The organism is Streptomyces sp. NBC_00252, from assembly GCF_036187565.1.
Taxonomy (GTDB): domain Bacteria; phylum Actinomycetota; class Actinomycetes; order Streptomycetales; family Streptomycetaceae; genus Streptomyces.
Genome location: NZ_CP108087.1, coordinates 4,022,299 through 4,044,811, shown reverse-complemented (window position 1 = coordinate 4,044,811; position 22,513 = coordinate 4,022,299). Strand labels below are relative to the sequence as shown.

The following is a 22,513-nucleotide window of genomic DNA, read 5'->3' as shown; positions in this document are numbered from 1 at the left end:
ACCATACTGCCCGCTGTGGAGCAGCGCATAGGTTCGAGCAGCCAGCCCCTGGAGGGCGCCGGATTCGACCCGGCCTTCGTCCCCGGGCTCACCGCACCCGCCGGGTCCTCCGACACGCCGGAGGACGCGAAGCCGCGGGACACGGAGCCGGAGGACGCGAAGGCCGAGGAGTCGTCGACCGAGGAGTCGTCGCCCGCGACGGCCGATGCCGCGAAGGCGGACGCCGGGAAGGCCGATCTCACGAAGGCGGATGCCGCGAAGGCGGACGCCGAGAAGGCCGTCGCCGAGGACGGCGATGCCGACGCGGCCGAGACCGACGCCGACGCCGATGTGTCCGGCGTGGGGGCGGCCGAGGGCGACGGTCCGGTCTTCGAGGCCTCCGACCGCCGTGCGGAGATCGTCGCGGACGCGAAGGGCGTACGACTGCGCCTGGACGACCAGGCGTGCGAGTTCCGCTGGGACGAGATCGGCGCGATAGAGACCGAGTCCCCGCGCTTCGGCAAGCGGTTCACCATCACCGTCCACACCCCTGACCGCCGTTGGTACCCGATCGAGATCGAGGCGGCGGCCCGGAGCAGGTTCGCCGAGTGGGAGTCGCAGCTCGACGCGGTGCTCGACGCGTACTTCGACGACGGTGACGAGGCCGAGGACGACGAGTCCGCCGAGGTGGACGAGGCGGCCCTCGCCGAGGCGGAGGCCGAGGTCCGCAAGGACTAGGGGTTGTCCGGGGTCCCGGGGTTCCGGGACCCTCAGAGCCAGTTCGGGCTCAGGGCGATCTCCCGGAGCTGCTTCAGGGTCAGGGCCGGGGTCGTACGGGTCGCCGGGGCGTCCTGGGCGCCGGAGTTGAAGGCGCTGATCACCACCCGGGTCCCGTCGGTGCGGAGGGTGTCGACGGTCCACATCGCGACACCCGAACCGCCCTTCTCGCCCGCGCCCTGGTGCACGGCGACCTTCGTGCCGTCGGACAGGACCTCCGTGCCGGAGCCGAACAGGTCGCCCGCCACATCAGCCATGTCGGCCTGGACGTTGACCTGGACGAGGCTCTTGCCCTTGCCGTCGTCGACGACGACGTAGCCGAACCCGGCGTCGTCGTTGACGCCGGTCTCGGACACCTTGAGCCCCTTCGGCAGCAGGGTCCGCAGCGTGGAACTGACGGGCACGGAGACGCCCGTGTCGTCCGAACCCGGCTGTGCGGTCGGCGAGTTCGGGTCCCGCGGGATCGCGTCGATCGCCTTCCGCCACACCGTCGCGGCGGCCAGCTTCGTCAACTGGGCCGAGGACAGCGGCGGTTGGCTCCTGCTGATCGGAGCGTCCTTCTCGGCGGCGGCGTTCCACTCGTTGACGCTCACGTACTGCCCCTGCGGGGTGACGAGTTCGGCGTTCCACCGCTTGGTGTCCACCCGCCGGTCCGGATACTCGTACCCGCGCATCACCATCACCACCGACCCGTCCTCCAGCCGGCTCGTGACGCACGAGTCGTAGTGCGCGTACGCCTTCCCCGGGCACTGGGTCGCCTGCCGCGCCTGGTCGCTCCCCGGCCGCAGCCGGTCCAGGCCGACACTGATGGCCGACGCGCCCTTCCCGTCGTCGTAGACGAGTTGGACGTACGGCGACGGTTCCTCGTTCGTGCCGCGGGCCTCGGCCTTGGTGAACGTGCCCTCCGGGAGCAGCTTTTCGAGCGTACGGATCAACGCGTCGCCGGAGACGGGTGCGGGGGTGGACGAGGAGGCGGGGGAGAGGGTCGAAGTGGCCGCGGAACCATGCCGGTCGGCCGGGTCCCCGCTCGGCACGAGCAGCGCGCCGCCGACACCGACCAGGGCGATGCCGGCCGCGCCGCCCATCACCGCGGCGTTGCGGCGTCGCAGCAGCCGGCGTCGGCCCTTGAGGGCGCCCGCGGTGGCGAGGGCGGCGCGGTCGGTGTCGAAGGCGTTGCCCGCGTCGTGCAGGCCGGCGGTGAGCCGTTCCTCGAACGGGTCGAGGTGTTCGCTGTGCTGGACGTCGGGCATGGCGGACCACCGTTTCGCATGAGGGAGTTGGGTGAGGTGTGCACAAAGTGCTTGGAGGGGGGCGGGAGCTGACGTGAGCGATGCGGGTGTCAGGGGCGGGCGTATTCGTCGAGGTTCTCGCCGAGCAGTTCCCGCAGCCGGCCGAGCGCACGGACGCAGCGGGTGCGGACGGCGGCCGAGCTGACGTGCATGACCTCGGCGGTCTCCTCGACGGACCGGTCCTCCCAGTACCGCAGGACGACGACCGCGCGGTCCTTCGCGGGCAGCCGGGAGAGGGCCTGGAGGAGGGTCAGCCGGAGCGGGGTGTCGGCGCCGGAGACGCCGGGGTCGGGCAGGTCGGGCAGGGTGTCGGTGGCGCGTTCGGTGCTGCTGCGGCGCCGCTGGTGGGCGAGGAACGTACGGGTGAGGACGGTCTGGGCGTACCCGGCGGGGTTGCCGACCCGAGCGAGCCGTCCCCAGCCGACGTACAGCTTGCCGAGGGTCTCCTGGACGAGGTCCTCCGCGAGATGGGTGTCCCCTGCGGTCAGCAGACACGCGGACCGGTAGAGATGCCCGGCCCGCGCGGCCGCGAACTCCGCGTACTCGTCGGCACGTCCGTGACGTCTCATGCCTGATCCCCCTGCCCCCGCGGGCTGTTGCCGGCGCCGCCTTCACTTGTACTGATGCGGTGGGCCCGGGGAAATGTTTCAGACCGGGGCGGAGCGGTGGGCGGGCGGGTGCACTGTTGGATCCCAAGCCGAAGGGGCGAGGAGCGCGGCCCGAAAGCCGCTGTGCTCCTCGCCCCTTCGCCGTTCAGCCGGTGCTACGGCAGCGCGTGCACGTGCGCTCCCACCGAGTTCGACCACGAACTGCCCGCGGACGCGTCCCAGTTGGTGGACCAGGTCATTGCGCCCCGCAGGTCGGGGTACGTCTTCGACGGCTTGAAGGTGCCGCAGTTGGTGCCTGCGGTGAGGCAGTCGAGGGCGTTGTTCACGATGGACGGGGAGACGTAGCCGCTGCCGGCCGCGCTCGTCGAGGCCGGGAGGCCCAGGCCCACCTGGGACGGGGCGAGGCCGCCCTGGAGCTGGATGCAGGCGAGGGCCGTGAGGAAGTCGACCGTGCCCTGGCCGTAGACCTTGCCGTCGCAGCCGAGCATCGTGCCGCTGTTGTAGTACTGCATGTTGACGACCGTGAGGATGTCCTTGATGTTCAGGGCCGTCTGGAAGTACGCGTTCGACGTGGACTGCATGTCGATCGTCTGCGGGGCCATCGTGATGATGAGGGACGAGCCCGCCTTCGAGGAGAGGGACCTCAACGCCTGTGTCATGTAGGTGGCGTTGATGCCGTTCTCCAGGTCGATGTCGACGCCGTCGAAGCCGTACGTCTGCATCAGGGAGTAGACCGAGTTGGCGAAGTTCGCGGCGGACGATGAGTCGCTCACCGAGATCGTGCCGTTCTGGCCGCCGATCGAGATGACGACCTTCTTGCCGGCCGCGTGCTTGGCGGCGATGTCCGCCTTGAACTGGTCGACCGTGTAGCCGCCGAGGCCCGCCGAGTCGAGCGTGAAGGAGACCGCGCCCGGCGTCGTGGTCGCGTCCGCGAAGGCCACCGCGATGATGTCGTACTGGGAGGAGACGGCCGAGAGCTTCTGGACGGTCGCGCCGTTGTTGAAGTTCTGCCAGTAGCCGGTCACCGCGTGCTTCGGCAGGGAGCCGCCGCCGTTCCCGCCGGTCGCCGTCGTCGTGCCCGTCACCGTCGCCGACTTGCCGGACTCACCGGCCGAGTTGGTCGCCGTGACCTGGAAGGAGTACGACGTGGAGGCCGCAAGTCCCGTGACCGTGGCGGACGTTCCCGTCACCGCCGTGATCTTCGTGCCGTTGCGGTAGACGTTGTAGCCCGTCGCGCCCGACACCGTGCTCCAGGCGAGGGAGACCGACGAGGACGTCGTCGAGGACACGCTCACACCCGTGGGGGCCGCCGGGACCGTCGGGGCCGGGTCGCCGCCTCCGCCACCGTCCGGGCCGAAGACCGAGATGTCGTCGGCGTAGTACGCGGCCTGGCCGTACCAGCCGTGCGTGTACACCGAGACGGACGTCGTCGAGGCGCCCGTCGTGAACGTCGTCGACAGCTGCTTCCACGACGAGGTGTCGGGGGTCCAGGTCGAGACGTCGGTCGTGCCGGTGCCCGTCACGCCGAGGTAGGAGTAGCCGCCCTGCACCCACGCGCTCAGCGTGTAGGTCGAGTTGGGCTTGACCGCCACCGACTGGGTGCACTGGGCGTTGTCCTGGCCGGCCGGGGTGCCCTTCAGCGCGGAGGCGCCGCTGTGCACCGGGGACGAGACGGTCGTGCCGCTGCCCGCCGTACAGGTCCAGTTGGTCAGACCCGATTCGAAACCGGCGTTCTTGGCGTTGTTGGTGTCGGCGGCGGATGCCTGGCCGGTGCCCGCGAAGGAGAGGGCGAGGGCGGCCATGGCGACCCCGGCCCACAGGCGTCTTTTCCTGAGGACGGGCATGCCTGGTGCGCGGTCCACTGATGCCTCCGGTGGGGGAGTTTGGAGGGGACTGTGTCGACGGTGGCCACCGCTGGAAGACCAGAGTTGGTCCAGACCAATCTGATGTCAAGAGGTCCAGACCAACTTCGGGGTCCGGGGCGGGGTCGCGAGCAGGTCGCTCCGGCTGGCCGAACGGGGCCGCGCGCGCGGCCGGTTGTGCGACCTGCCCCGTTTTGGCGTGTTGTGTGCGATGACAGTTGCCGCACAGCTACAGAAACGCTGTTCTCCGGTCACAGGGGCGTGGTTACAGTGCTGAGGTAGTCACGCAGTGAAGTCAACTCGGCGTACCGGAGTAATGCCGGCCGGCCGACAGGCGTGAGACGGGGAGCTGCGCGTGCCAACTGCCATTGCCGTGACCAGCGCCGACATGGCGCTGCCACCACAGGACGAACGGACCCTGCCCGCCGTCGTGCTGCAGGACCTCGACCAACGACCGCTGGACCAGGCGCTGTCGGAGATGCAGGCCCTGATCGACCAGCACGGGCATGTCGTCGTCGTGTCCTCGCAGGCCGTCTCCGAGGGCGTCGACCGACGGCTGCACACCATCCGGTCCATTCTGGAGAGCGACCGGATCGCCCTGTTCCGTCCGAATCTGCCCCCGCTCGGACTGGCCGTCCTGGCCCGGCAGTTGAGGCAGCTGGCGTCCTGCGACCTCAGCCCCGGCGTCCTCGCCTCGGCCGGCCGGCTGCTCACGCACTACATCCACGCCGGCGCGCTCCTCGGCTCGGTCACCAAGCTGGACCGGGTCCCCGTGGGCCTCAAGCAGCACGCCAAGTCCTGGGTGCCCGGCAGCCAGTTCGCGGTGATCGCCCATCCCGAGCCGCAGTTGGTCCGGGTCGGCCCCGGAGTCACCCTGGAGGGGCCGGAGTTCGGCACCTGGATGCTGGTCGCCAAGGGGCAGCTGCAGTCCGACTGGGTCGGCACCACCCTCGCCCCGGCGTGGAACGCGATGGGGCTGCGCGAGGCCACCCTGCCCGCCGAGTCGGTGACCTGGTGGGGCACGAGCAAGCTGATCGAGTTCTGTACGTATCTGCCCGACCTGTCGGTGCTGTACCAACTGGTCACCTCTGTACGGCAGTCCGTGTGCCACTGGTGCGGAATCGACGTCATCGGTGACCGTTGTGTCTTCTGCTCCGCCACACCGCCCGTTCACGAGAACCAAACATCGACCGGATAAGTCCTCAACTCACAGGACACGCTTACAGCACACGATTCGCTCGATCCGGTTCGATCCCGCTCGATCCGGTCCGGCACCGCTCGATCCGCTCATTTCCGCTCGACCGATATCCCCAATGAGGTTGTACGGTTCATGAACTCCCGTCAGCGCCGCGGCGTGATACTCCTGCTCCTGTCGGTGATCTGCGCCCTCGGCGCGTTCGCCGGCGTCCTCTCCGTCATCAGTGACGTGAAGTCCAAGGTCGGCCCCGAGGTCACGGCCTACCAGGTCAAGGACAACGTGGCGCCCTACACGGCCCTCACCGCCGCCCAGTTCAAGAAGATCGAGATGCCCAAGCGGTGGCTGTCGGACACCGCCGTGACCGATCTCCGGCAGATCCAGGGCAAGATCGCGGTGACCACGCTGCGCGGGGGCTCCCTGCTGCAGACCGACATGATCGTGGACCAGCCGGCCCTGCAGCCCGGGCAGCAGGAGGTCGCCATCATGATCGACGCGGCGACCGGCGTCGCGGGCAAGATCACGCCGGGCTCCACGGTCAACGTGTACGCCACCTTCGCGGGCCAGAAGGAGGGCGACCCCGACCAGTCGAAGATCATCGTGACCAACGCGAAGGTCATCGACGTCGGCCACATCACCGCCCTCGACCCCGGCAGCAACAGCGACAAGAACCAGCAGCAGTCCACGAACGCCGTGCCGATCACCTTCGCGCTCTCCGCGCTCGACGCCCAGCGGATCACCTACGCCGAGTCGTTCGCCGAGCGGGTGCGGCTCGCGCTGGTGGCACCCGGCAGCGATACGACCGTGCCCGACAAGGACCGGACGTACGAACTCGCGAAGGACAAGTGAGAGGCCCGCATGCCCACCAGGATTCTTCCGGCGGTCGGAGACGCGGACGCCATCCGCGCCATCACGACCCTGCTCAGCCAGCTCCCGGACGCCGACCCGGTGGCCCCGGTGGCCGACTCGACGCAGCTCATCGACACCCTCGCCCGGCTCGCCGCCGAGTCCGTCGACGAGCTGCCCGAGGTCGTGGTGGTGCATGAACGCATCGGTCCCGTACCGGCGTTGGAGCTGGTCCGCGAGGTCGCGCTGCGCTTCCCCGCCGTCGGCGTCATCCTCGTCACCACCGACGCCAGCCCCGGCCTCTTCCAGGCCGCCATGGACTCCGGCGCCCGCGGCCTGATCGCCCTCCCGCTGAGCTACGAGGAGTTGGCCAACCGGGTCCAGGCCGTCGCCGCCTGGTCGGTGGGCGTACGGCGCCATCTCGGCCACGGCGGCGACGTGTTCACCGGTGTCGGCGGCACCGTCGTCACGGTCAGCGGCGCCAAGGGCGGCACCGGCGCGACCCTCGCCGCGATTCAACTCGCCCTCGCCGCGCAGGCGTCGGGCCGCAGCGCCGCGCTCGTCGACATGGATCTGCAGACCGGGGACATCGCCTCCTACCTGGACGTGCAGTTCCGGCGTTCCGTCGTCGACCTCGCCGCGATCACCGACATCTCGCCGCGCGTCCTGGCCGACGCCGTGTTCCGGCACGACACCGGGGTCGCGCTGCTGCTCGCCCCCGGCGAGGGGGAGCGCGGCGAGGAGGTCACCGACCGGGCCGCCCGGCAGATCGTCAGCGCGCTGCGCTCGCGCTACGAGGTCGTCGTCATCGACTGCGGGGCCCAGATGAGCGGCGCGAGCGCGGCGGCCGTCGAAATGGCCGACACCGCCCTGCTGTTCACCACCCCGGACGTCGTCGCCGTACGCGCCGCGAAGCGCACCGTCCGCATGTGGGACCGGCTGCAGATCCGCAAGGCCGAGGAGACGACGATCGTCGTCAACCGGCACACGCGCGGCACCGAGATCCAGCCCGCGCTCATCCAGCGCATCACCGGCACGGCGGTCGCGGCCACCGCGATCCCCGCCAACTTCAAGGAACTCCAGGCCGCGGTGGACGCCGGGCGCCTGCACGAACTCGACAACAAGAGCGTGGTGAAACAGGCCCTTTGGGGTCTCGCGGGCGAACTCGGACTGGTCAAGGTGCCCGAAGTCGCCCAGAAGAGCGGGCGGCTGCGGGGCGGCGGCGACCGCGGCTCGGTGAGCTTCCGGCGTCGTAGGGAGTGAGGGGGATGGACGTGCGCGCGACCGTACGGGAACGGGAACGGGACCGGGGGCAGACCAGCATCGAGTTCCTCGGCATGGCCCCGCTGATCATTCTGACGCTGGTGCTCATGTGGCAGTTCGTGCTGGTGGGGTACACCTTCACGCTCGCGGGGAATGCTGCGGACGAGGCGGTGCGCGCGGGGACGGCCGCGACCCGGGGCGACCGGGAGGCAACCTGCGAACAGGCGGGCCTCGACAAGCTGAGCGACGCGTGGAAGGGGGACGCCTCGGTGACCTGCGGAGGCACGGGCTTCGTCACGGCCGACGTCACCCTCAAGGTGCCCGTCCTCTTCCCGGGCTCGATCGGCTTCCCCTTCACGGTGCACGGTCACGCGGGCGCCGTAGAGGAGGAGAAGAACTGACATGTCCTACGGCCTCCGCGCGCGCGACCGCGGTCAAGTCGCCATCGAATACCTGGGGTTCATCCCGATCCTGCTCCTCGTCGCCCTGGCGGCGGTGCAGCTCGGGCTGGTCGCCTACACCGCGCAGCAGGCGGGTACGGCGGCCCGGGCGGGGGCGCGCAGTGCCTCGCTGAGACAGGGCGCGCAGCCGGCCTGCAGCGAGGCCGTCAGCGACTGGCTGTCGGTCAGCTGCCCGGAGTCGTTCGGCGGGGACACGGTCAGCGTCACCGCCACCATCCACATCCCGTCGGTCATCCCCGGCTACGACGGCTTCGGGAACGCCAGCAAGACCGCCACCATGCCGCTCGACCACTGAACGACACGAGAGAGAAGAACAGCAGAGCACGCCGGAGCACGCCAGAGAACGACAGAGCCCGACTGAACAAGGAGCGAGGAGCACAGCACTCATGGGTCTGCGGGAACGAGTCAACCATCCCGAGGAGAACGGGCACCGGGGCGAGGAAGGCCACATGGTCGCCTCGTACCGCGCCAAACTCCTGGAGGAGATCGACCTCGCGGAGATGAGCGCGCTGGCCGCCGCCGAGCGACGGGCCCGCCTGGAGCGGGTGCTCGGACACATCATCAGCCGTGAGGGACCGGTCCTCTCCACCGTCGAGCGCTCTCAGCTGATCCGCAGGGTCGTCGACGAGGCGCTCGGCCTCGGCATACTCGAACCGCTCCTCGAAGACGCGTCGATCACCGAGATCATGGTCAACGGCCCGGACGCGATCTTCGTCGAACGCGGCGGCCGCGTCGAGCAGTTGCCGCTCCGCTTCCCCTCCCACGACCAGCTGATGCAGACCATCGAGCGGATCGTGTCGACGGTCAACCGCCGTGTGGACGAGTCGAATCCGATGGTCGACGCCCGCCTGCCGTCCGGCGAGCGCGTCAACGTCATCATCCCGCCGCTGTCGTTGACCGGCGCCACGCTCACCATCCGGCGCTTCCCGCGCTCCTTCACGCTCCAGGAGATGGTCGGCTTCGGCTCGCTGGACGAGCACATGCTGTATCTCCTCGCGGGCCTGGTGCACGCGAAGTTCAACATCATCGTGTCCGGCGCGACCGGCACCGGGAAGACGACCCTCCTCAACGCGCTCTCCGGTCTCATCCCGGAGACCGAGCGCATCATCACCATCGAGGACTCCGCCGAACTCCAGCTCCAGCAGTCGCACGTCATCCGCCTGGAGGCCCGCCCGCCGAACGTCGAGGGCAAGGGCCAGGTCACCATCCGCGACCTGGTGCGCAACTCGCTCCGCATGCGCCCCGACCGGATCGTCGTGGGCGAGGTCCGAGGCGGCGAGTCCCTGGACATGCTCCAGGCGATGTCCACGGGCCACGACGGCTCGCTCGCCACCGTCCACGCCAACAGCGCGGAGGACGCCCTGATGCGTCTCAAGACCCTGGCGTCCATGTCGGAGGTGGAGATCCCCTTCGAAGCGCTGCACGACCAGATCAACAGCGCCATCGACGTCATCATCCAGCTCACCCGCTTCGCCGACGGCGCCCGCCGCATCACCGAGATCGCCCTCCTCGACAGCCACGGCAGCGAGCCGTACCGGCTGGCGACGGTGGCCCGCTTCAGCCCGCAGCCCATCGCCGCCGACGGCCGGGTCTACGGCACCTTCGAGTACTTCCCGCTCTCCCGCCGCACCGCCGACCGGCTCTACATGGCGAGCCAGCCGCTGCCGCAGGCCTTCGGCGTCGCCCACACCGCGGAACAGCTAGCCCTCCGAGAAGCCAGTAGGTAGGGACCGACCCCATGGATCTCCAGACGATCGTCACGCTCACCACCGGCGTCACCCTGCTGACCTGTGTCCTGGGCGTCGCCGGACTGCACGCCTACGCCATGGGCAAGGCACAGCGCGCGGCCCTGGTCGACCGGCTCTCCTCGACCGGCCAGATCCAGATGGGCCGCGCCCGCCGCTTCCGCGGCCTGGACCGCAGGCTGCGCCGCACACGCCTCGGCAGGCAGCTCGAACTCCGGCTCTCGGCAACGGGGCTGGACATGACGCCGGGCGAGTTCTTCGTCTACATGCTGGCCACCGTGGCGGCCCTCTGGCTGATCGGCCAGGCCTCCCTGGCACCCTTCTTCGGCCCGATAGCAGGCCTGTTGGGCATCGGAGTGGCGATCCAGTTCCTGAACTGGCAGCGCCAGAAGCGCATCGAGAAGTTCATCAACCAACTCCCCGAACTGGCCCGCATCATGGCCAACGCCACCCACGCGGGGCTCGCGCTGCGCACCGCGATCGGCATGGCGGCGGAGGAACTGGAGGCACCGGCGGGGGAGGAACTCGCCAAGGTGGCCAACCAGTTGGCGGTGGGCGCATCCATGGACGACGCGCTGAGCGAGCTGGCGGACCGGCTCCCGTCCCGCGAACTGGTCGTACTGGTAACCACGTTGGTCCTGTCCAACAGGGCGGGCGGCCAGGTCGTCAGCGCCCTGCGCAACCTCACGGAGACCCTGGAGGAACGCAAGGAGACCCGCCGCGAGGTCCGCACCCAGCTCTCCCAGGTCAACATGACGTCGTACGCCGTTCCGGTGATGGGCGTGGGCGCCCTCTTCCTGATGAACGGCGTCAAACCCGGTGCCCTGGACCGGATGACGGGCTCACCGATCGGCCAGGCATGCGTGATCATCGCCTTCGGGCTGTACGCGATCGGCTTCGTCCTCATCCGCCGCCTGTCCCGCATCGACGTCTGAGGAGGGGGACCCGATGACAGCACTGGCACTCGGACTGGTGATGGGCCTCAGCGTCTGGGGCATCTTCGCGGGCATCCGCATGTACCGCGCCGACGCGAAACTCCCCACCGACCTGGTCCTCGCCCTGGAGGTCGGCTCGACCCGCACCGGCGCGGTCGACTCCCTCGTCGACCGCCTGGGCATGCGCTACGCCCCGCTGGTCCTGCGCCTGATGGGCCCGAAGCTGGTCGCCAAGTACCGCCGCAAGATCGACCTGGCGGGCAACCCCGGCGGCCTCACCATCGACCGCTACGCGGCCCGCCGCGCGGTCTACGGGTTCCTCGGCGGCTTCGGCGGCCTGGTGTTCCTGGTGAAGGGGAACTACCTCCTCGCCGTCATCCTGTTCGCCTTCGGTGCGCTCTGGACCGAGGTCGGCATCTGGTCGGCGATCCGCATCCGCAGGGACGTCATCGAACGGACCCTGCCCGACTTCCTGGACGTGCTCGCCGTGGTGGTGAGCGCGGGACTTGGCTTCCGCCAGGCACTGGACCGCGTCGCCTCGAAGTACGAGGGCCCCTGGGCGGACGAACTCCGCATCACGCTACGGCAGATGGACCTCGGCATGAGCCGCCGCGCCGCCTTCACGGAACTCCGGCGACGCAACGACAGCGAGCAAGTCGCCATGTTCGTCACGGCGTTGCAGCAGGGGGAGGAACTGGGCGCGCCGATCGTCGACACACTGGTCGCCCTGGCCAAGGACATGCGCCGCACGGACGCGCAGAACGCCCGCCGCAAGGCGGCCCGCGCGGTCCCCAAGGCCACCATGATGATCACCACGTTCATGGTCCCGGCCACGATGCTGCTCCTCGGCGCGGGCCTCCTCCTCGGCTCCGGCACGGACTTCAGCACGATCACGGGCAAGTAGGAACGGGGGCGACGGGGACGATGGCGACGACGGGGGAGCGCACGGGACGGCTACGCCGCCGCCCCAAACCGACCGAGATCACGACACCGCCCGCGGGCACGGTGCTGCCGGACCACGTCCGCTCGGGGGCGACGGACATCCCGGTGACGACGGTGACACCGGCACTCCCACCGGGGTGGGTACCGGTACGGCCGGGTCTGTCGGCCGTACCCGCACCGGCGGCACAGCCACGAGTGGAACGGCTGGCCGCCGACGGCGAGGAAGCCCCACAGGGGCCACCCGCACCCGACGACGAGACCGAAACGGGTGGTGCGGGTGGGAGTCAGATCCCGGCCGAAGGCCGGGAAGTCGCCCTCCCCATCCAGATCAGCGCCCTGCAGGCGATGTGCAGGCAGGTCTTCGGCTTCCGCCTCGCGATGATCGCCCTCGCAGCCCCCTCCGCCCTGGTCAACGCCACCCCCGGAGTGGCCACCCGCCTGGTGGGCGCAGCCGTGGTGGTCACCTTCATGGCCTCCTACGTCCTCTTCAGAGACTGGGAACGTTTCGGCCCCCTCCTCCTGCGCCACCCCTCCCTCTTGGCCGTGGACACCCTCTTCGCCTCCCTCCTCCTGATCTCGGCAGGGCCCACCAGCACGCTCGCCTACGTCAGCGTCTGCACCCCCCTCCTCGCCGGCATCGTCTACGGCTGGCGAGGCGCCGGCTGCTTCGCCGGCCTCCAGGCGGTGATCCTGCTCCTGGCGCAGACCGCCGCCGCGGACCACCACAAGGTCGTGGCGCAGGCCTTCCTGCTGCCCGGCCTGTGCGTGATCGCCGGCGCGATGGGAGTGACCCTGCGCAACCTGATGCTCCGCTTCGGCGAGGCCACGACCGCACTGACGACGGTCCAGGCCCGCCTGGCCGTGACGGAAGCGGTGGGAGCGGAACGGGCCCGCCTGGCAAGAGAGTTGCACGACTCGGTGGCGAAGACCCTGCACGGTGTCGCCCTCGCCGCGGACGGCCTGGCGGGCTCGGCGGGCGCGGACCACATGAACCCGACGCTGATCAAACAGCAGGCGGAACTGGTCGCCCGCTCGGCCCGCAGGGCGGCCGCGGAATCCCGCGAACTCCTGGCGGACCTGCGGCGCGAGTCCAACCCGGCCGAGGGCACGGACGTACTCGTCGAACTGGCCGCCCGCACCAGGGACTTCAGCACCAGGACCGGCCTCCCTACGACCTACCGCCCCACCGGCGAGCACGGCGTACCGCCGGTCCCGCCCGCCGTGGCACGCCAGTTGCTCACCATCGCGACGGAGGCGATGGAGAACGCCCACCGCCACGCGACCCCCACCAAGGTCGACGTCCGGGCGGGGGTGCACGACAGCCTCCTCCGCATCAGCGTCTACGACGACGGCCGCGGCCTCCCCGAGGGCACCACCCTCGAACAGCTGCGCAGGGCAGGCCACTTCGGCCTGGTCGGCATGGTCGAGCGGGCGGCGTCGGTGGGCGCCCGTATCCGTATCGGCAGGGGCGGCCACGACTCGGGCACGGAGGTTCGCCTGGAACTCCCGCTGGGCGCCCTGACGTCACCGAAGACGTAGCGGACGTAGGAGAAGACGAACCGGACGCGGAAGCAGACGTAGAAGAAGACGCAGAAGTAGCAGAAGTAGCAGAGGACGTAAGCGAGCCCCACCCGCAACGACCCGAGAGGAGGCAGCCATGCCGGACCAGTCGACGCCCCACCCCGGCGCGCCGCAGCCGCCGCCGAACCCGTTCCCCAACTTCCCGCCGCCCGCGCCGACTTCGCCCCTCCGGGTCGTGGTGGCCGACGACAACCCGGTGGTCAGGGCCGGACTGACGGCCCTGTTGTCGGGCCGTGCGGACATCACGGTCGTGGCGGAGGCGGCGGACGGCCGCGAGGCCTACGAGGCGGCACACTTCCACCGCCCCGACGTGGTCCTCCTGGACGTCCGCATGCCGGGCGTGGACGGCATCTCGGCGCTGCCGTACCTGGTGCGGATCGCGCCGGTCGTGATGCTCACGTACAGCAGGGAGTCGGAGATCGTCCAGGAGGCGCTGCGCCGGGGAGCGGGCGGTTATCTGGTCCACGGCGAGTTCACGGCGGACGAACTGGTGGCCGCCGTACGGGACATCAGGCAGGGCAGGGCCCATTTCACGCCATCGGCGGCGGGCGCGCTGCTGGCCCAGCTGCGGCAGGAGCAGGCGGCGCGTTCGCCCCGGTCACTGCCCGAGGGGCTGGGCACGTACGACTCTCAACTAGGTGCAGCTGCAAACGGAACAATCCCTTCAATGACCCATCCCAGGTTGAATTCTGCGGAAGGGCTTTCGCAACTGCAACCATCTGTGAGACAGTCATCCTCGGACAGGTCACGGTTCCAGCTCAGCGCGAGGGAGGCGGAGATCATGGACCACATCGCGTCCGGCATGACCAACCAGCAGATCGCCGCCACCTGCTTCATCTCCGAGAAGACGGTCAAGAACCACATCAACCGCATCTTCGCCAAGCTCCACAGCACCAGCCGCTCCGAGGCGGCCGCCAAGTGGCTTGGTACGGCGCCGGGTTCGGCCCGAGGGCTGGGCTGACCCATGACACCGCGACAGTGGACCCAACGGCCGGGCCTACGGCCCCGGTTCGGCGACGGGCGGGCCCAGTGCGACGCCAGGGGCTCCAATTGGGCCCGATTTTGGGCCCTGGGGCCCTCTGGCGTACCTGTGGATCGGGCATACCGTTCTCATGTCGAAAGCGGCACCGGCGACGAGGAAGCCGGTAACGCGTCATTCGGAGGGGAACACCATGAGCGACCTGATGCTGAAGACCGCCGTTGCGACCAAGGCGCGTGTGAACGGCTGGAAGAACACGACCGTCGAGGCCCTGCAGCGCCGTGCGGGCGACAAGGGGCAGACGGCGGTGGAGTACCTGGGGATCATCGCGGTGGTCGTGGCGATCGTGCTGGCGATCACGGGTACGTCCATCGGTCAGTCCATCTACGACGCGATCACGAGCAAGATCTCCGAAGTCACCGGCGGCTGATGCGGACCGGTAGGTCCAGCGACGCAGGGCAGGCCTTCCCCATCTACATCACGGTGGTGGCGGGTCTGCTCTTTCTCGCGTTCGCCTACGTAGCGGTCGGCCAGGCCGCGGTGAACCGGAGCGGTGCCCAGACGGCCGCCGACGCGGCAGCGCTCGCGGCGGCACAGGACACCCGGAAGCAGCTCGCGGGCGAGTGGGTGAAGGACGTACTCGACCCGACGAAGTGGCAGGAGATCTTCGACGGCGACATCGCGGGGCTCGTCGATTCGTGCGGACGGGCCGGTCAGCTCGCGGCGCAGAACAAGGCCCATGTGACCAGTTGCGCGCCGCCGTCGGGGCTGCCCTTGCGGTACACGGTCGCGGTCGAGAGCGACAAGCCGGTCGGGGACTCGATCGTCCCCGGTACGGAGAGCACGTACTCGAAGGCCCATGCCACCGCCGAGATCGAGGCCCTCTGCTCGTTCGAGCCCCTCGGCGCGGACGCCGGTGACGACGTGCTGCCGAAGCTCACCTGCAAGGACGGCAAGGACTGGGACCTGGACCCGCTCCACCTCACCGATCTACCCGGACCCGAGGACCTCTTCGACGTCCACCTGGCCGACTGACAAGCGAACGACGAGCGATGAAGGAAGCGGAGTCATGAGGATTTGGTTCACTTCGACGGCCCGCAGGGGGACGGTGGCGTTGGCTGTCGCGGCCGGTCTGGCCCTCGGCGTGGCCGGCTGCGGGAGTGGCGGCGACGACAAGAAGCCGGACACGTCGGCTTCGGCCTCCAAGAGCAGCGGTGGATCCGATCCGAGCGCCCAGGAGGGGCAGTCGGACGAGCCCCTGGCCGAGCTGAAGGGCTCCAACGGCCTTCTTCTGCAGCTCACTTCGGCCCAGCGGGACTCCGGCGGCTTCATCACGGTGAACGGCGATCTGAAGAACGACGGGGACAAGAGCCTGGTGATTCCGTCCGCGCTGAGCGGCAACGAGACCGAGATCATCAAGAACGGTCCGTCGCTGGGCGGCGCCACGCTGGTCGACTCGAAGAGCAAGAAGCGGTACTACGTGCTGCGGGACACGGACGGCCGTCCGCTGACGACCACGGGCTTCACGACGATCAAGGCGGGCGACAGCCTGGCCGTCTTCATGCAGTTCCCCGCGCCCCCTTCGAGCACCACCGAGGTGTCCTTCGAGCTGCCGACGTTCCCCGTCGGCACGATCAAGATCTCTGGGTGAGGCGGCCGTGACCACCACTCCCCGTCTCGCCCTGGTCGTGACCGCCGCCACGATCATGGTCGCCGCGAACATCGTCGGCGCGGTGGCGGCGCACGCCGACGACACCCCGGGTGCGAGCGTCCCGCCGGGCACGGAGGCGTCCGCCTCCGCCCCGGTGAAGGTCGACCCGAACGACCCGGACCTCAAGCTCCCCGAGGGCGCCACGCTCGCCGACCCCAAGGTCCTGGACATCAAGTCCGTCGTGGAGGACCAGGGCGGTGAGGAACGCCGTGAGGACACCAACTCGGACGTGACGTTCGCCCTCCAGGCCGAGGTCCTCTTCAGCAAGGACAGCGCCAAGCTGAGCGGCGAGGCGAAGTCCCGCATCGACGCGATCGCCGAGGAGATCAAGAAGCAGAACGCGTCGACGGTCCGCGTCTTCGGCTTCACCGACAACCTCGGCTCGTCGGCCCACGGCGACGTCCTCTCCAAGCAGCGCGCCGACGCCGTACAGGCGGTCCTGGACTCGGACTTGAACAACCCGAACATCACCTTCGAGGTACGCGGCTACGGCGAGCAGTACCCGATCGCCGACAACTCCACGGAAGCCGGCCGCAAGAAGAACCGCAGGGTCGAGGTGACGTTCCCGCGCACGGAGAGCTGACGGCGGGTTGAACCGAGGGCTGACCGGCGGGCGGGCGGTCGGCCCTCAGTCGTCCCCACCCGCCCGACTCCCCGGACCCACCCGCGACTTGGGTGCTGATTTGGGTCCCCGGGCCCATCTCGGGTGGCTGTCCCGTCCCTAACCTCTGGTAGCTCGGGGGCGCTGTTCGTGGCGTCGTGAGTGATGGTGGGGGACGGGGGAGACAGCATGGCCTCGATCGGAGGAGTGCCGGGCGGGCAGGGCGAGTTGGGCGGGCGTCGGGAGATGCCGGCGTCGCTGTCCGCCGCCCTGGTGCTCGTGCACCTGCTCTTCGCGGTCACCGTCGTCGGCGGGTTCGGCCTGCTGATGACGGCCGCGGCGTACGACGCCCTGGACGGTCAGGTCATCGCCCTCGTCGCCTACGCCGCCGCGCCGGGCGTCCTCGGCTGGTGGCTGGCCCGGCGCAGTTGGGAGGGCGGCGTCCGCGTCCGGCGCGGACTGGCCGCCGTACAGGGCTGGTTGATCCTCGGCGGTGTCGTCAACCTCACCTCCGGCTCCTCGCGCGGGGGCCTGCAGCTGCTCCTCCCGATCCTCATCCTGTTCTTCCTGACCCGCCCCGAAAGCCGTCAGTGGTTCGCGCTCGCCGAGCTGGACCGTGTGGAGCGCCGCCCCTTCTCCCTTGCCCGGCTGATCCGTTGGCGCCGGGACGAGGGGCAGACGTCGGTCGAGTACGCCGGGTTCATCGCGATCGTCGCCGCCATCATCACCGCACTGCTCGTCACCGGCCTCGGCACCCAGATCTTCACCGGCATCCAGTCGGAGGTCTGCAAGGTCACCGGCATGGCCTGCCCGGGCCCGGCCGGCAGCGACGGCAGCGACACGGACGTGAACGCCGACAACGGGAGCGGTGGCGGCACCGGCGGGACCACGAACGGCGGGACCACCAACGGCGGGACTACGAACGGCGGGACCACCAACGGCGGGACCACGAACGGCGGAAGCACCAACGGCGGGACCACCGGCGGCAACGGCTCCACCGACCCCGGCACCACAACCCCCACCGACGACCAGAAGCCCGCCCCCACCGACGACAAGGACAAGAAGGACGACGGCTGCTTCTCCGGCTTCGGGGCCTTCTTCGGCTGTGCCGGCGACCAGGTCAAACAGGTCGGCCAGGGTCTCGCCGTCGACGGTGTCTGGGGCGACGTCACCGGTATCTACGACATGGTCCGCCACCCGATAGACACCGTGAAGGGCATCGGCGACTACGGAAAGCAGCTCGGGCACGCCTGGTCGGAGAACTCCAAGGACGCCGGCAAGAAGTGGTCCGACGGCGACTACGGCGGCGCCCTCTGGGACTGGACCGGTGCCTCCGTGAAGACCGGCGGAACGGTCCTCTACGACGTGTTCATCGGCGACGACGTCGCCAAGGACTGGAACAACGGCGACAAGACCCGCGCCGTCTCCCACGTCCTCTGGAACGTCGGCTCCCTCTTCATCCCGGGCTACGACGGCGCCAAGGTCGCGGAGAAACTCGGCGACCTCGGCAAGATCGGCAAGCTGGGGAAGCTCGGCAAGCTCGCGGAGGAAGCCACCAAGGCGGCCGAGGACGCCAAGAAGGCGGCCAAGGCAGGCGATGTCGAGGGCGCGGAGAAGGCCGCGAAGGAGGCCGACGACGCGGCGGACGAGGCCGAGAAGAAGGCCCGCGAGTCCGGCTGCACCATCGGCGCCCCGGCGCGCAGGATCCCGTACGACGGCGGTGGCGGCGGCGGTTCCGTCCTCGGCGGCACCGGAACAGGCACCACGGTCCTGGCCGCCGGCGCCTCCTCCCCGTACGTCCTGCTGGCCGAGGACGGCTGCGACGAGGACGCCAAGAAGGAGGCCGAGGAGGCCCGCAAGCAGGAGCGGGAGGCCTACCTCGCCAAAAAGCGCGCGGAGGAGCCGGGACGCGCGGCGAAGGCCGCGGCGGCCAAGAAGGAGTACCCCGAGCCCAAGCACGGCGACACCTCGGACCCGCGCAACTACAACCCGCCGGACTGGGCCGCCGACCTGAAGGACCACGCCCTCGGCTCCGCCGACAACAGCGACGGCTACTGGGCGAGCCGGGACCGCAACCCCGCGCCCAACTGGAAGAACGAGTCCTGGCTCCGCTACCAGGAGCAGGTCACCGGCACGGTCCGCGGCGAGGAGTACGTGGTCCCGTACCCCAAGAAGGGCGTGCCCGACGTCGAGTTCGACGGCTGGGACGCGGGCCGGCAGACGTATCTGGAGGCCAAGAACGGCTACGAGGGCTACCTCTCCAAGTCCAGCAAGGGCGATCTGACCCCGTCCGCGAAGGCCGAGTTCGCCGCCGAGGCACGCCGGCAGGTGGCGGCGGCGGGCGGCAAGGCCGTCGAATGGCACTTCTCCAACCCCGATGTGGCAAAGGCGGCCAGGAAGGCGTTCCGCGACGAGGGCCTCGACATCAAGGTCGTCTACGAGAAGCAGAAGCCGGTCGGCGGAACGCGGAAGCCGGGAGCGTTCGGCTAGCTCGACTAGGGTGACGGCGCGCCGGGGCGCCGATGCCGCGGCCGGACCGGTTGCGACACCCGCACACGCACGCGTGATCAAGGGACTACGACGGAGGCGGAGAAGGACATGCGACGTCTGGTGAGGGGCTTCTGGGGCCCCAGGGAGGAATCGGCCGAGGAGCTGGCCGGCCGCTGGAAGGCGACGCTCGACCAGCTCACCCGGCTCCTTCCGCAGGCCGCGCTGCCCGCGGAATGGACCGCGGTCTCCCCGCCCGGCTCCCTGGTGGCGTCCGAGGAGGGCGGCCTGCGCACCGCCCTCCAGGAGGCGCAGGCCGCCGACGACTGGTCGAAGGGGACCGGCACCGCTCTCCGGCTCACCGCCACGGGCGCGCCGGACTGGACGGTCGAGGTGAGCGGACTGGCCGGGGGCGACTCCGAGTTCCTGCTCCAGTCACTGGTGATCGGCATCCGCTCACCCGAGGGCACCGAGCTGCCCGGCACCCAACTCCTCGCCGCCGTCGCCGAGTTCTGGCACCCCGACTTCGGCGACGTGACCGACGACGACATCCTGGACGCGCTGGAGGACGACGCGGAGTACGGCGTCGGCGAACCCTGCGTGGGCCGCGTCGGCTATCTCTCCCCGGGCCGCGCCGAGTTGGTGCCGGACGACCTGACCGCACCCCGAACAGCCGTCCCCGGCGCGGGCGTTGTCCTCGACATCGCGGCGGAGGGCGACGTGGACACCGTGGTGCACGCCTACGAACGGCTGCGGGACGCCGGAGCGCTGCGGCCCCTGCCGCGCCCCATGGTCCGGGCCACGCTGTGACCGCACCCGGCCGGGAACTCCCGGACCTCGACGCGCTGCTCGCCGGGCCCGTCCCGGCGGCCGGACCGACCGAGAGCGAGGGCGACCCGGTCACGGGGGAGTGGACCCGAACCCGCGGCGAGGGCTTCGTGATCGCCCCGCTGTGGGTGGGCAGACCGCTCACCGGCGTCTACGCACCCGAGCGCAACGCGGCGGAAGAGGCGGCGGAAGCCCAACTGTTCGACGTCGTGAGCGAGTTGGACACCCGCTACGGACCGCACCGCCAAGTCGCCATGCACGTACCGCTGTTCCGCAAGATCGCGGGAGATCCGATGCCCGCGCTCTTCCAAGCCCTGTGCGACGAGGACCTGTTGGGCGACCTCGCGGTCTGGGGACCGGTGCCGACCGGCCGCCCGGACACCCCCACCCGCCAACTGGCCGTCTCCCTGAGCCAGTCCGACGGCGACGCCCCCATGATCCTCTGCGCCGTCGTCTCCGACCGGCCGATCACCGAGCTCCGCGAAGACGGCTGACCCCGGCTACTCCGTCTCGACCTCCACCTGCGCCCCGACTCCCAGCCCCCACCCCGCCATGACCCCCGCGTCCGCCTCCAGCACATGCCGGGACCGGAAGCGCGGCAGTCCCAACCGTCCCGGTTTCATGGTGTGGACGGCGACGACCCGCAAATCCCGGTCCAGGTAGGCCACGTCGATCGGGAACCGCATCCGGAACGTGTGCACACTGCTCGCCGGGGAGAGCAGCATCGCGCCGTCGATCCCGTCCCGGCCCAGCAGCCCCTTCGTACGCGCCCGGTAGGAGGTGGCCACCTCCAGCGGGACGGCGACCGCCCCCGCGGCCCCCCGCACGATCAGCTTGCCGCGCCCGTCGTTCCAGCGTCGTCCCATGTCAGGTCACCTTCCCGCACTGCTCCGATACCGGTGCCGACTGACCGTATCCACAGGGCAGTAGGCCTCACATGGGCCCACGGACCCATGTCCCGCCCACCGCTCCCTCGATATCGTCCCCGGGTGCGCCTGATTCTGATCGTCCTGGGTGCCCTGTGGGGCGCGTGGTCGGGCCTCGCGCTGCCCCGCGCCGCGTACCGCCTCTCCGTGGAGCCCGAGGAACCATGGAAGGCCGAGTGCCCCGACGGCCACCCGATCACCGGCCGCTTCGACGGCTGGCTGGGCCGGGCCCGCTGCACCACCGGCGCACAGGGAGGCGGCCGGACGGCCTCCACCGCCTGCGGCCCCTACGGCCCCCGCACCGCCGTCGTCTCCACCGTCACCGCCCTCGTCTGCGCGGCCCTCGCCGCCGCCACCGGCCCCCGCCCCGAACTCGTCGTCTGGCTGCTCGCCGCCCCCGCCGCCGTCCTGCTCGCGCTGGTCGACCTCCGGGTCCACCGGCTCCCCGACGTCCTCACCCTCCCGCTCGCCGCCGCCACCCTCGCCCTCCTCGGCATCGCGACCGCGCTCCCCGCCGACGCCGGTTCCTGGCTCACGGCGCTGTTCGGCGCGCTCGCCCTCGGGGCCGGTTACGAGGTGCTGTACCTCATCAACCCGGCCGGCATGGGCTTCGGCGACGTGAAACTCGCCCTCGGCCTCGGCGCGGCCCTCGGCTGGTACGGCTGGGCGGTGCTCGTCACGGGCGCCTTCGCGGGCATCCTCTACGGCGCGGTCTACGGCCTCGGCATGGTCGCCCTGCGCCGGGCGGGCCGTAAGACGGCGATTCCGCTGGGGCCGTTCATGCTCGGCGGAGCGTTCACCGGTGTGGTGCTGGGGGCGTTCGCGGTGGCGTGAGACGGTGGTGGACCCGGCGCCCGGGTCCGGTACCCGGCGGGCGACTACGAAGAGGTGGTGCAGCCATGCGGAAGATCAGCCTGATGATGTCCGTCTCCCTCGACGGGTACATGGAGGGCCCCGGCCACGACATCGAGTGGCACACGGTCGACGAGGAACTCCACCAGCACATGAACGACACCCTCAAGAACATGGGTGCCTTCCTCGACGGCCGCGTCACCCATGAACTGATGGCCGACTACTGGCCGCACGCCGACGAGGACCCCGAAGCCCCCGCCGTCATCGCCGAGTTCGCGCGCATCTGGCGGGAGATGCCGAAGACGGTGTACTCGCGGACGCTGCCCAGCGGTCCCGCCGAGTGGAACACGACCGTCGTCTCCGAGGTCGTCCCCGAGGAGGTGCAGGCCCTCAAGGAACAGCCCGGCGGCGACCTGGGCCTCGGCGGTGCCGACCTCGCCGCGACCTTCCTGCGGCTCGGCCTCGTCGACGAGATCAAGGTGTACATCCACCCGATCGTCCTCGGCCGGGGCACGCCCATGTTCCCCGTCTCCGACACCCGCACCCCGCTCCGCCTCACCGAGAGCCACACCTTCGGCAACGGCGTCGTCCTGCTGCGCTACGAGCGCGCCGACGCCAACACCGGCCAGGCGTAAAGCTGTTGTCC

General features: G+C 70.3%; 24 protein-coding genes. 20 read left to right on the top strand and 4 right to left on the bottom strand.

What is annotated here, in order from left to right; all coding sequences use genetic code 11:
• Window positions 1-15: 15 nt before the first annotated feature.
• Window positions 16-717, top strand: a complete 702-nt coding sequence (locus OHT77_RS17420) for a hypothetical protein (protein ID WP_328829385.1) — start codon at window positions 16-18, stop codon at window positions 715-717.
• Between the two features lie 32 nt (window positions 718-749).
• Here the strand turns inward: OHT77_RS17420 and OHT77_RS17415 are convergent, their stop codons facing one another.
• The 3 genes from OHT77_RS17415 to OHT77_RS17405 all read right to left on the bottom strand — a co-directional run bounded on the left by OHT77_RS17415 (window position 750) and on the right by OHT77_RS17405 (window position 4,497).
• The gene (locus OHT77_RS17415) at window positions 750-2,006 is read right to left on the bottom strand and encodes a hypothetical protein (RefSeq protein ID WP_328829384.1); all 1,257 of its coding nucleotides are present in this window, start codon (window positions 2,004-2,006) and stop codon (window positions 750-752) included.
• Window positions 2,007-2,095: 89 nt separating this feature from the next.
• Entirely contained in the window at window positions 2,096-2,614 is a 519-nt protein-coding gene (locus OHT77_RS17410; RefSeq protein WP_328829383.1) for a SigE family RNA polymerase sigma factor, read from the bottom strand.
• Window positions 2,615-2,808: 194 nt separating this feature from the next.
• Window positions 2,809-4,497, bottom strand: a complete 1,689-nt coding sequence (locus tag OHT77_RS17405) for a chitinase (protein ID WP_328834264.1) — start codon at window positions 4,495-4,497, stop codon at window positions 2,809-2,811.
• Between the two features lie 406 nt (window positions 4,498-4,903).
• On the opposite strand from OHT77_RS17405, the gene OHT77_RS17400 reads away from it, so the two are divergent.
• The 17 genes from OHT77_RS17400 (at window position 4,904) to OHT77_RS17320 (ending at window position 20,583) form a co-directional block, all read left to right on the top strand.
• Window positions 4,904-5,713, top strand: coding sequence for a hypothetical protein (locus tag OHT77_RS17400; protein WP_328834263.1), 810 nt, complete (start codon window positions 4,904-4,906; stop codon window positions 5,711-5,713).
• A 132-nt stretch (window positions 5,714-5,845) separates the two neighbouring features.
• Window positions 5,846-6,559, top strand: a complete 714-nt coding sequence (gene cpaB, locus OHT77_RS17395) for a Flp pilus assembly protein CpaB (protein WP_266771999.1) — start codon at window positions 5,846-5,848, stop codon at window positions 6,557-6,559.
• 9 nt (window positions 6,560-6,568) lie between these two features.
• Window positions 6,569-7,819 carry an AAA family ATPase gene (locus OHT77_RS17390; protein ID WP_266772001.1) on the top strand — a complete coding sequence of 417 codons (1,251 nt, stop codon included), beginning with the start codon at window positions 6,569-6,571 and terminating at the stop codon, window positions 7,817-7,819.
• Window positions 7,820-7,824: 5 nt separating this feature from the next.
• Window positions 7,825-8,220, top strand: coding sequence for a TadE family protein (locus tag OHT77_RS17385; RefSeq protein ID WP_328829382.1), 396 nt, complete (start codon window positions 7,825-7,827; stop codon window positions 8,218-8,220).
• Between the two features lies 1 nt (window position 8,221).
• Window positions 8,222-8,575, top strand: a complete 354-nt coding sequence (locus OHT77_RS17380) for a TadE/TadG family type IV pilus assembly protein (protein ID WP_266772004.1) — start codon at window positions 8,222-8,224, stop codon at window positions 8,573-8,575.
• Between the two features lie 91 nt (window positions 8,576-8,666).
• Entirely contained in the window at window positions 8,667-10,007 is a 1,341-nt protein-coding gene (locus tag OHT77_RS17375; RefSeq protein ID WP_266772006.1) for a CpaF family protein, read from the top strand.
• Between the two features lie 11 nt (window positions 10,008-10,018).
• Window positions 10,019-10,960 carry a type II secretion system F family protein gene (locus OHT77_RS17370; protein ID WP_328829381.1) on the top strand — a complete coding sequence of 314 codons (942 nt, stop codon included), beginning with the start codon at window positions 10,019-10,021 and terminating at the stop codon, window positions 10,958-10,960.
• A 13-nt stretch (window positions 10,961-10,973) separates the two neighbouring features.
• Window positions 10,974-11,864 carry a DUF5936 domain-containing protein gene (locus tag OHT77_RS17365; RefSeq protein WP_328829380.1) on the top strand — a complete coding sequence of 297 codons (891 nt, stop codon included), beginning with the start codon at window positions 10,974-10,976 and terminating at the stop codon, window positions 11,862-11,864.
• Window positions 11,865-11,884: 20 nt separating this feature from the next.
• Window positions 11,885-13,441, top strand: a complete 1,557-nt coding sequence (locus tag OHT77_RS17360) for a sensor histidine kinase (RefSeq protein WP_328829379.1) — start codon at window positions 11,885-11,887, stop codon at window positions 13,439-13,441.
• Window positions 13,442-13,559: 118 nt separating this feature from the next.
• The gene (locus OHT77_RS17355; protein ID WP_328829378.1) at window positions 13,560-14,444 is read left to right on the top strand and encodes a response regulator transcription factor; all 885 of its coding nucleotides are present in this window, start codon (window positions 13,560-13,562) and stop codon (window positions 14,442-14,444) included.
• A 211-nt stretch (window positions 14,445-14,655) separates the two neighbouring features.
• Entirely contained in the window at window positions 14,656-14,892 is a 237-nt protein-coding gene (locus OHT77_RS17350; protein ID WP_266772014.1) for a Flp family type IVb pilin, read from the top strand.
• Window positions 14,892-15,497 carry a pilus assembly protein TadG-related protein gene (locus OHT77_RS17345; RefSeq protein WP_328829377.1) on the top strand — a complete coding sequence of 202 codons (606 nt, stop codon included), beginning with the start codon at window positions 14,892-14,894 and terminating at the stop codon, window positions 15,495-15,497. Before OHT77_RS17350 ends, OHT77_RS17345 begins: the two co-directional genes overlap by 1 nt.
• A 34-nt stretch (window positions 15,498-15,531) precedes the next feature.
• Complete coding sequence (locus OHT77_RS17340) at window positions 15,532-16,113, top strand: hypothetical protein (RefSeq protein WP_266772017.1); 582 nt, start codon at window positions 15,532-15,534, stop codon at window positions 16,111-16,113.
• Between the two features lie 55 nt (window positions 16,114-16,168).
• Window positions 16,169-16,756: an OmpA family protein gene (locus OHT77_RS17335; protein ID WP_390919551.1), complete on the top strand. Its 588-nt coding sequence runs from the start codon at window positions 16,169-16,171 to the stop codon at window positions 16,754-16,756.
• Between the two features lie 207 nt (window positions 16,757-16,963).
• The gene (locus OHT77_RS17330) at window positions 16,964-19,264 is read left to right on the top strand and encodes a Tox-REase-5 domain-containing protein (RefSeq protein ID WP_328829375.1); all 2,301 of its coding nucleotides are present in this window, start codon (window positions 16,964-16,966) and stop codon (window positions 19,262-19,264) included.
• Window positions 19,265-19,372: 108 nt separating this feature from the next.
• The gene (locus OHT77_RS17325; RefSeq protein ID WP_328829374.1) at window positions 19,373-20,071 is read left to right on the top strand and encodes a hypothetical protein; all 699 of its coding nucleotides are present in this window, start codon (window positions 19,373-19,375) and stop codon (window positions 20,069-20,071) included.
• Window positions 20,068-20,583 carry a hypothetical protein gene (locus tag OHT77_RS17320; protein ID WP_328829373.1) on the top strand — a complete coding sequence of 172 codons (516 nt, stop codon included), beginning with the start codon at window positions 20,068-20,070 and terminating at the stop codon, window positions 20,581-20,583. Before OHT77_RS17325 ends, OHT77_RS17320 begins: the two co-directional genes overlap by 4 nt.
• A 6-nt stretch (window positions 20,584-20,589) precedes the next feature.
• Here the strand turns inward: OHT77_RS17320 and OHT77_RS17315 are convergent, their stop codons facing one another.
• The gene (locus OHT77_RS17315; RefSeq protein ID WP_328829372.1) at window positions 20,590-20,955 is read right to left on the bottom strand and encodes a DUF192 domain-containing protein; all 366 of its coding nucleotides are present in this window, start codon (window positions 20,953-20,955) and stop codon (window positions 20,590-20,592) included.
• Window positions 20,956-21,078: 123 nt separating this feature from the next.
• On the opposite strand from OHT77_RS17315, the gene OHT77_RS17310 reads away from it, so the two are divergent.
• Window positions 21,079-21,849 carry an A24 family peptidase gene (locus OHT77_RS17310; RefSeq protein WP_328829371.1) on the top strand — a complete coding sequence of 257 codons (771 nt, stop codon included), beginning with the start codon at window positions 21,079-21,081 and terminating at the stop codon, window positions 21,847-21,849.
• Between the two features lie 65 nt (window positions 21,850-21,914).
• Entirely contained in the window at window positions 21,915-22,502 is a 588-nt protein-coding gene (locus OHT77_RS17305; protein ID WP_328829369.1) for a dihydrofolate reductase family protein, read from the top strand.
• Window positions 22,503-22,513: the final 11 nt, after the last annotated feature.

What these genes read in the sequence shown, in the direction of transcription:
- cpaB (WP_266771999.1), top strand. Translation starts at nt 5,846, where the DNA reads ATGAACTCCCGTCAGCGCCGCGGCGTGATACTCCTGCTCCTGTCGGTG.
- OHT77_RS17370 (WP_328829381.1), top strand. Translation starts at nt 10,019, where the DNA reads ATGGATCTCCAGACGATCGTCACGCTCACCACCGGCGTCACCCTGCTG.
- OHT77_RS17360 (WP_328829379.1), top strand. Translation starts at nt 11,885, where the DNA reads ATGGCGACGACGGGGGAGCGCACGGGACGGCTACGCCGCCGCCCCAAA.
- OHT77_RS17325 (WP_328829374.1), top strand. Translation starts at nt 19,373, where the DNA reads ATGCGACGTCTGGTGAGGGGCTTCTGGGGCCCCAGGGAGGAATCGGCC.
- OHT77_RS17365 (WP_328829380.1), top strand. Translation starts at nt 10,974, where the DNA reads ATGACAGCACTGGCACTCGGACTGGTGATGGGCCTCAGCGTCTGGGGC.
- OHT77_RS17385 (WP_328829382.1), top strand. Translation starts at nt 7,825, where the DNA reads ATGGACGTGCGCGCGACCGTACGGGAACGGGAACGGGACCGGGGGCAG.
- OHT77_RS17375 (WP_266772006.1), top strand. Translation starts at nt 8,667, where the DNA reads ATGGGTCTGCGGGAACGAGTCAACCATCCCGAGGAGAACGGGCACCGG.
- OHT77_RS17415 (WP_328829384.1), bottom strand. Translation starts at nt 2,006, where the DNA reads ATGCCCGACGTCCAGCACAGCGAACACCTCGACCCGTTCGAGGAACGG.
- OHT77_RS17380 (WP_266772004.1), top strand. Translation starts at nt 8,222, where the DNA reads ATGTCCTACGGCCTCCGCGCGCGCGACCGCGGTCAAGTCGCCATCGAA.
- OHT77_RS17345 (WP_328829377.1), top strand. Translation starts at nt 14,892, where the DNA reads ATGCGGACCGGTAGGTCCAGCGACGCAGGGCAGGCCTTCCCCATCTAC.
- OHT77_RS17355 (WP_328829378.1), top strand. Translation starts at nt 13,560, where the DNA reads ATGCCGGACCAGTCGACGCCCCACCCCGGCGCGCCGCAGCCGCCGCCG.
- OHT77_RS17410 (WP_328829383.1), bottom strand. Translation starts at nt 2,614, where the DNA reads ATGAGACGTCACGGACGTGCCGACGAGTACGCGGAGTTCGCGGCCGCG.
- OHT77_RS17390 (WP_266772001.1), top strand. Translation starts at nt 6,569, where the DNA reads ATGCCCACCAGGATTCTTCCGGCGGTCGGAGACGCGGACGCCATCCGC.
- OHT77_RS17330 (WP_328829375.1), top strand. Translation starts at nt 16,964, where the DNA reads ATGGCCTCGATCGGAGGAGTGCCGGGCGGGCAGGGCGAGTTGGGCGGG.
- OHT77_RS17350 (WP_266772014.1), top strand. Translation starts at nt 14,656, where the DNA reads ATGAGCGACCTGATGCTGAAGACCGCCGTTGCGACCAAGGCGCGTGTG.
- OHT77_RS17315 (WP_328829372.1), bottom strand. Translation starts at nt 20,955, where the DNA reads ATGGGACGACGCTGGAACGACGGGCGCGGCAAGCTGATCGTGCGGGGG.
- OHT77_RS17400 (WP_328834263.1), top strand. Translation starts at nt 4,904, where the DNA reads ATGGCGCTGCCACCACAGGACGAACGGACCCTGCCCGCCGTCGTGCTG.
- OHT77_RS17335 (WP_390919551.1), top strand. Translation starts at nt 16,169, where the DNA reads ATGGTCGCCGCGAACATCGTCGGCGCGGTGGCGGCGCACGCCGACGAC.
- OHT77_RS17405 (WP_328834264.1), bottom strand. Translation starts at nt 4,497, where the DNA reads ATGCCCGTCCTCAGGAAAAGACGCCTGTGGGCCGGGGTCGCCATGGCC.
- OHT77_RS17305 (WP_328829369.1), top strand. Translation starts at nt 21,915, where the DNA reads ATGCGGAAGATCAGCCTGATGATGTCCGTCTCCCTCGACGGGTACATG.
- OHT77_RS17340 (WP_266772017.1), top strand. Translation starts at nt 15,532, where the DNA reads ATGAGGATTTGGTTCACTTCGACGGCCCGCAGGGGGACGGTGGCGTTG.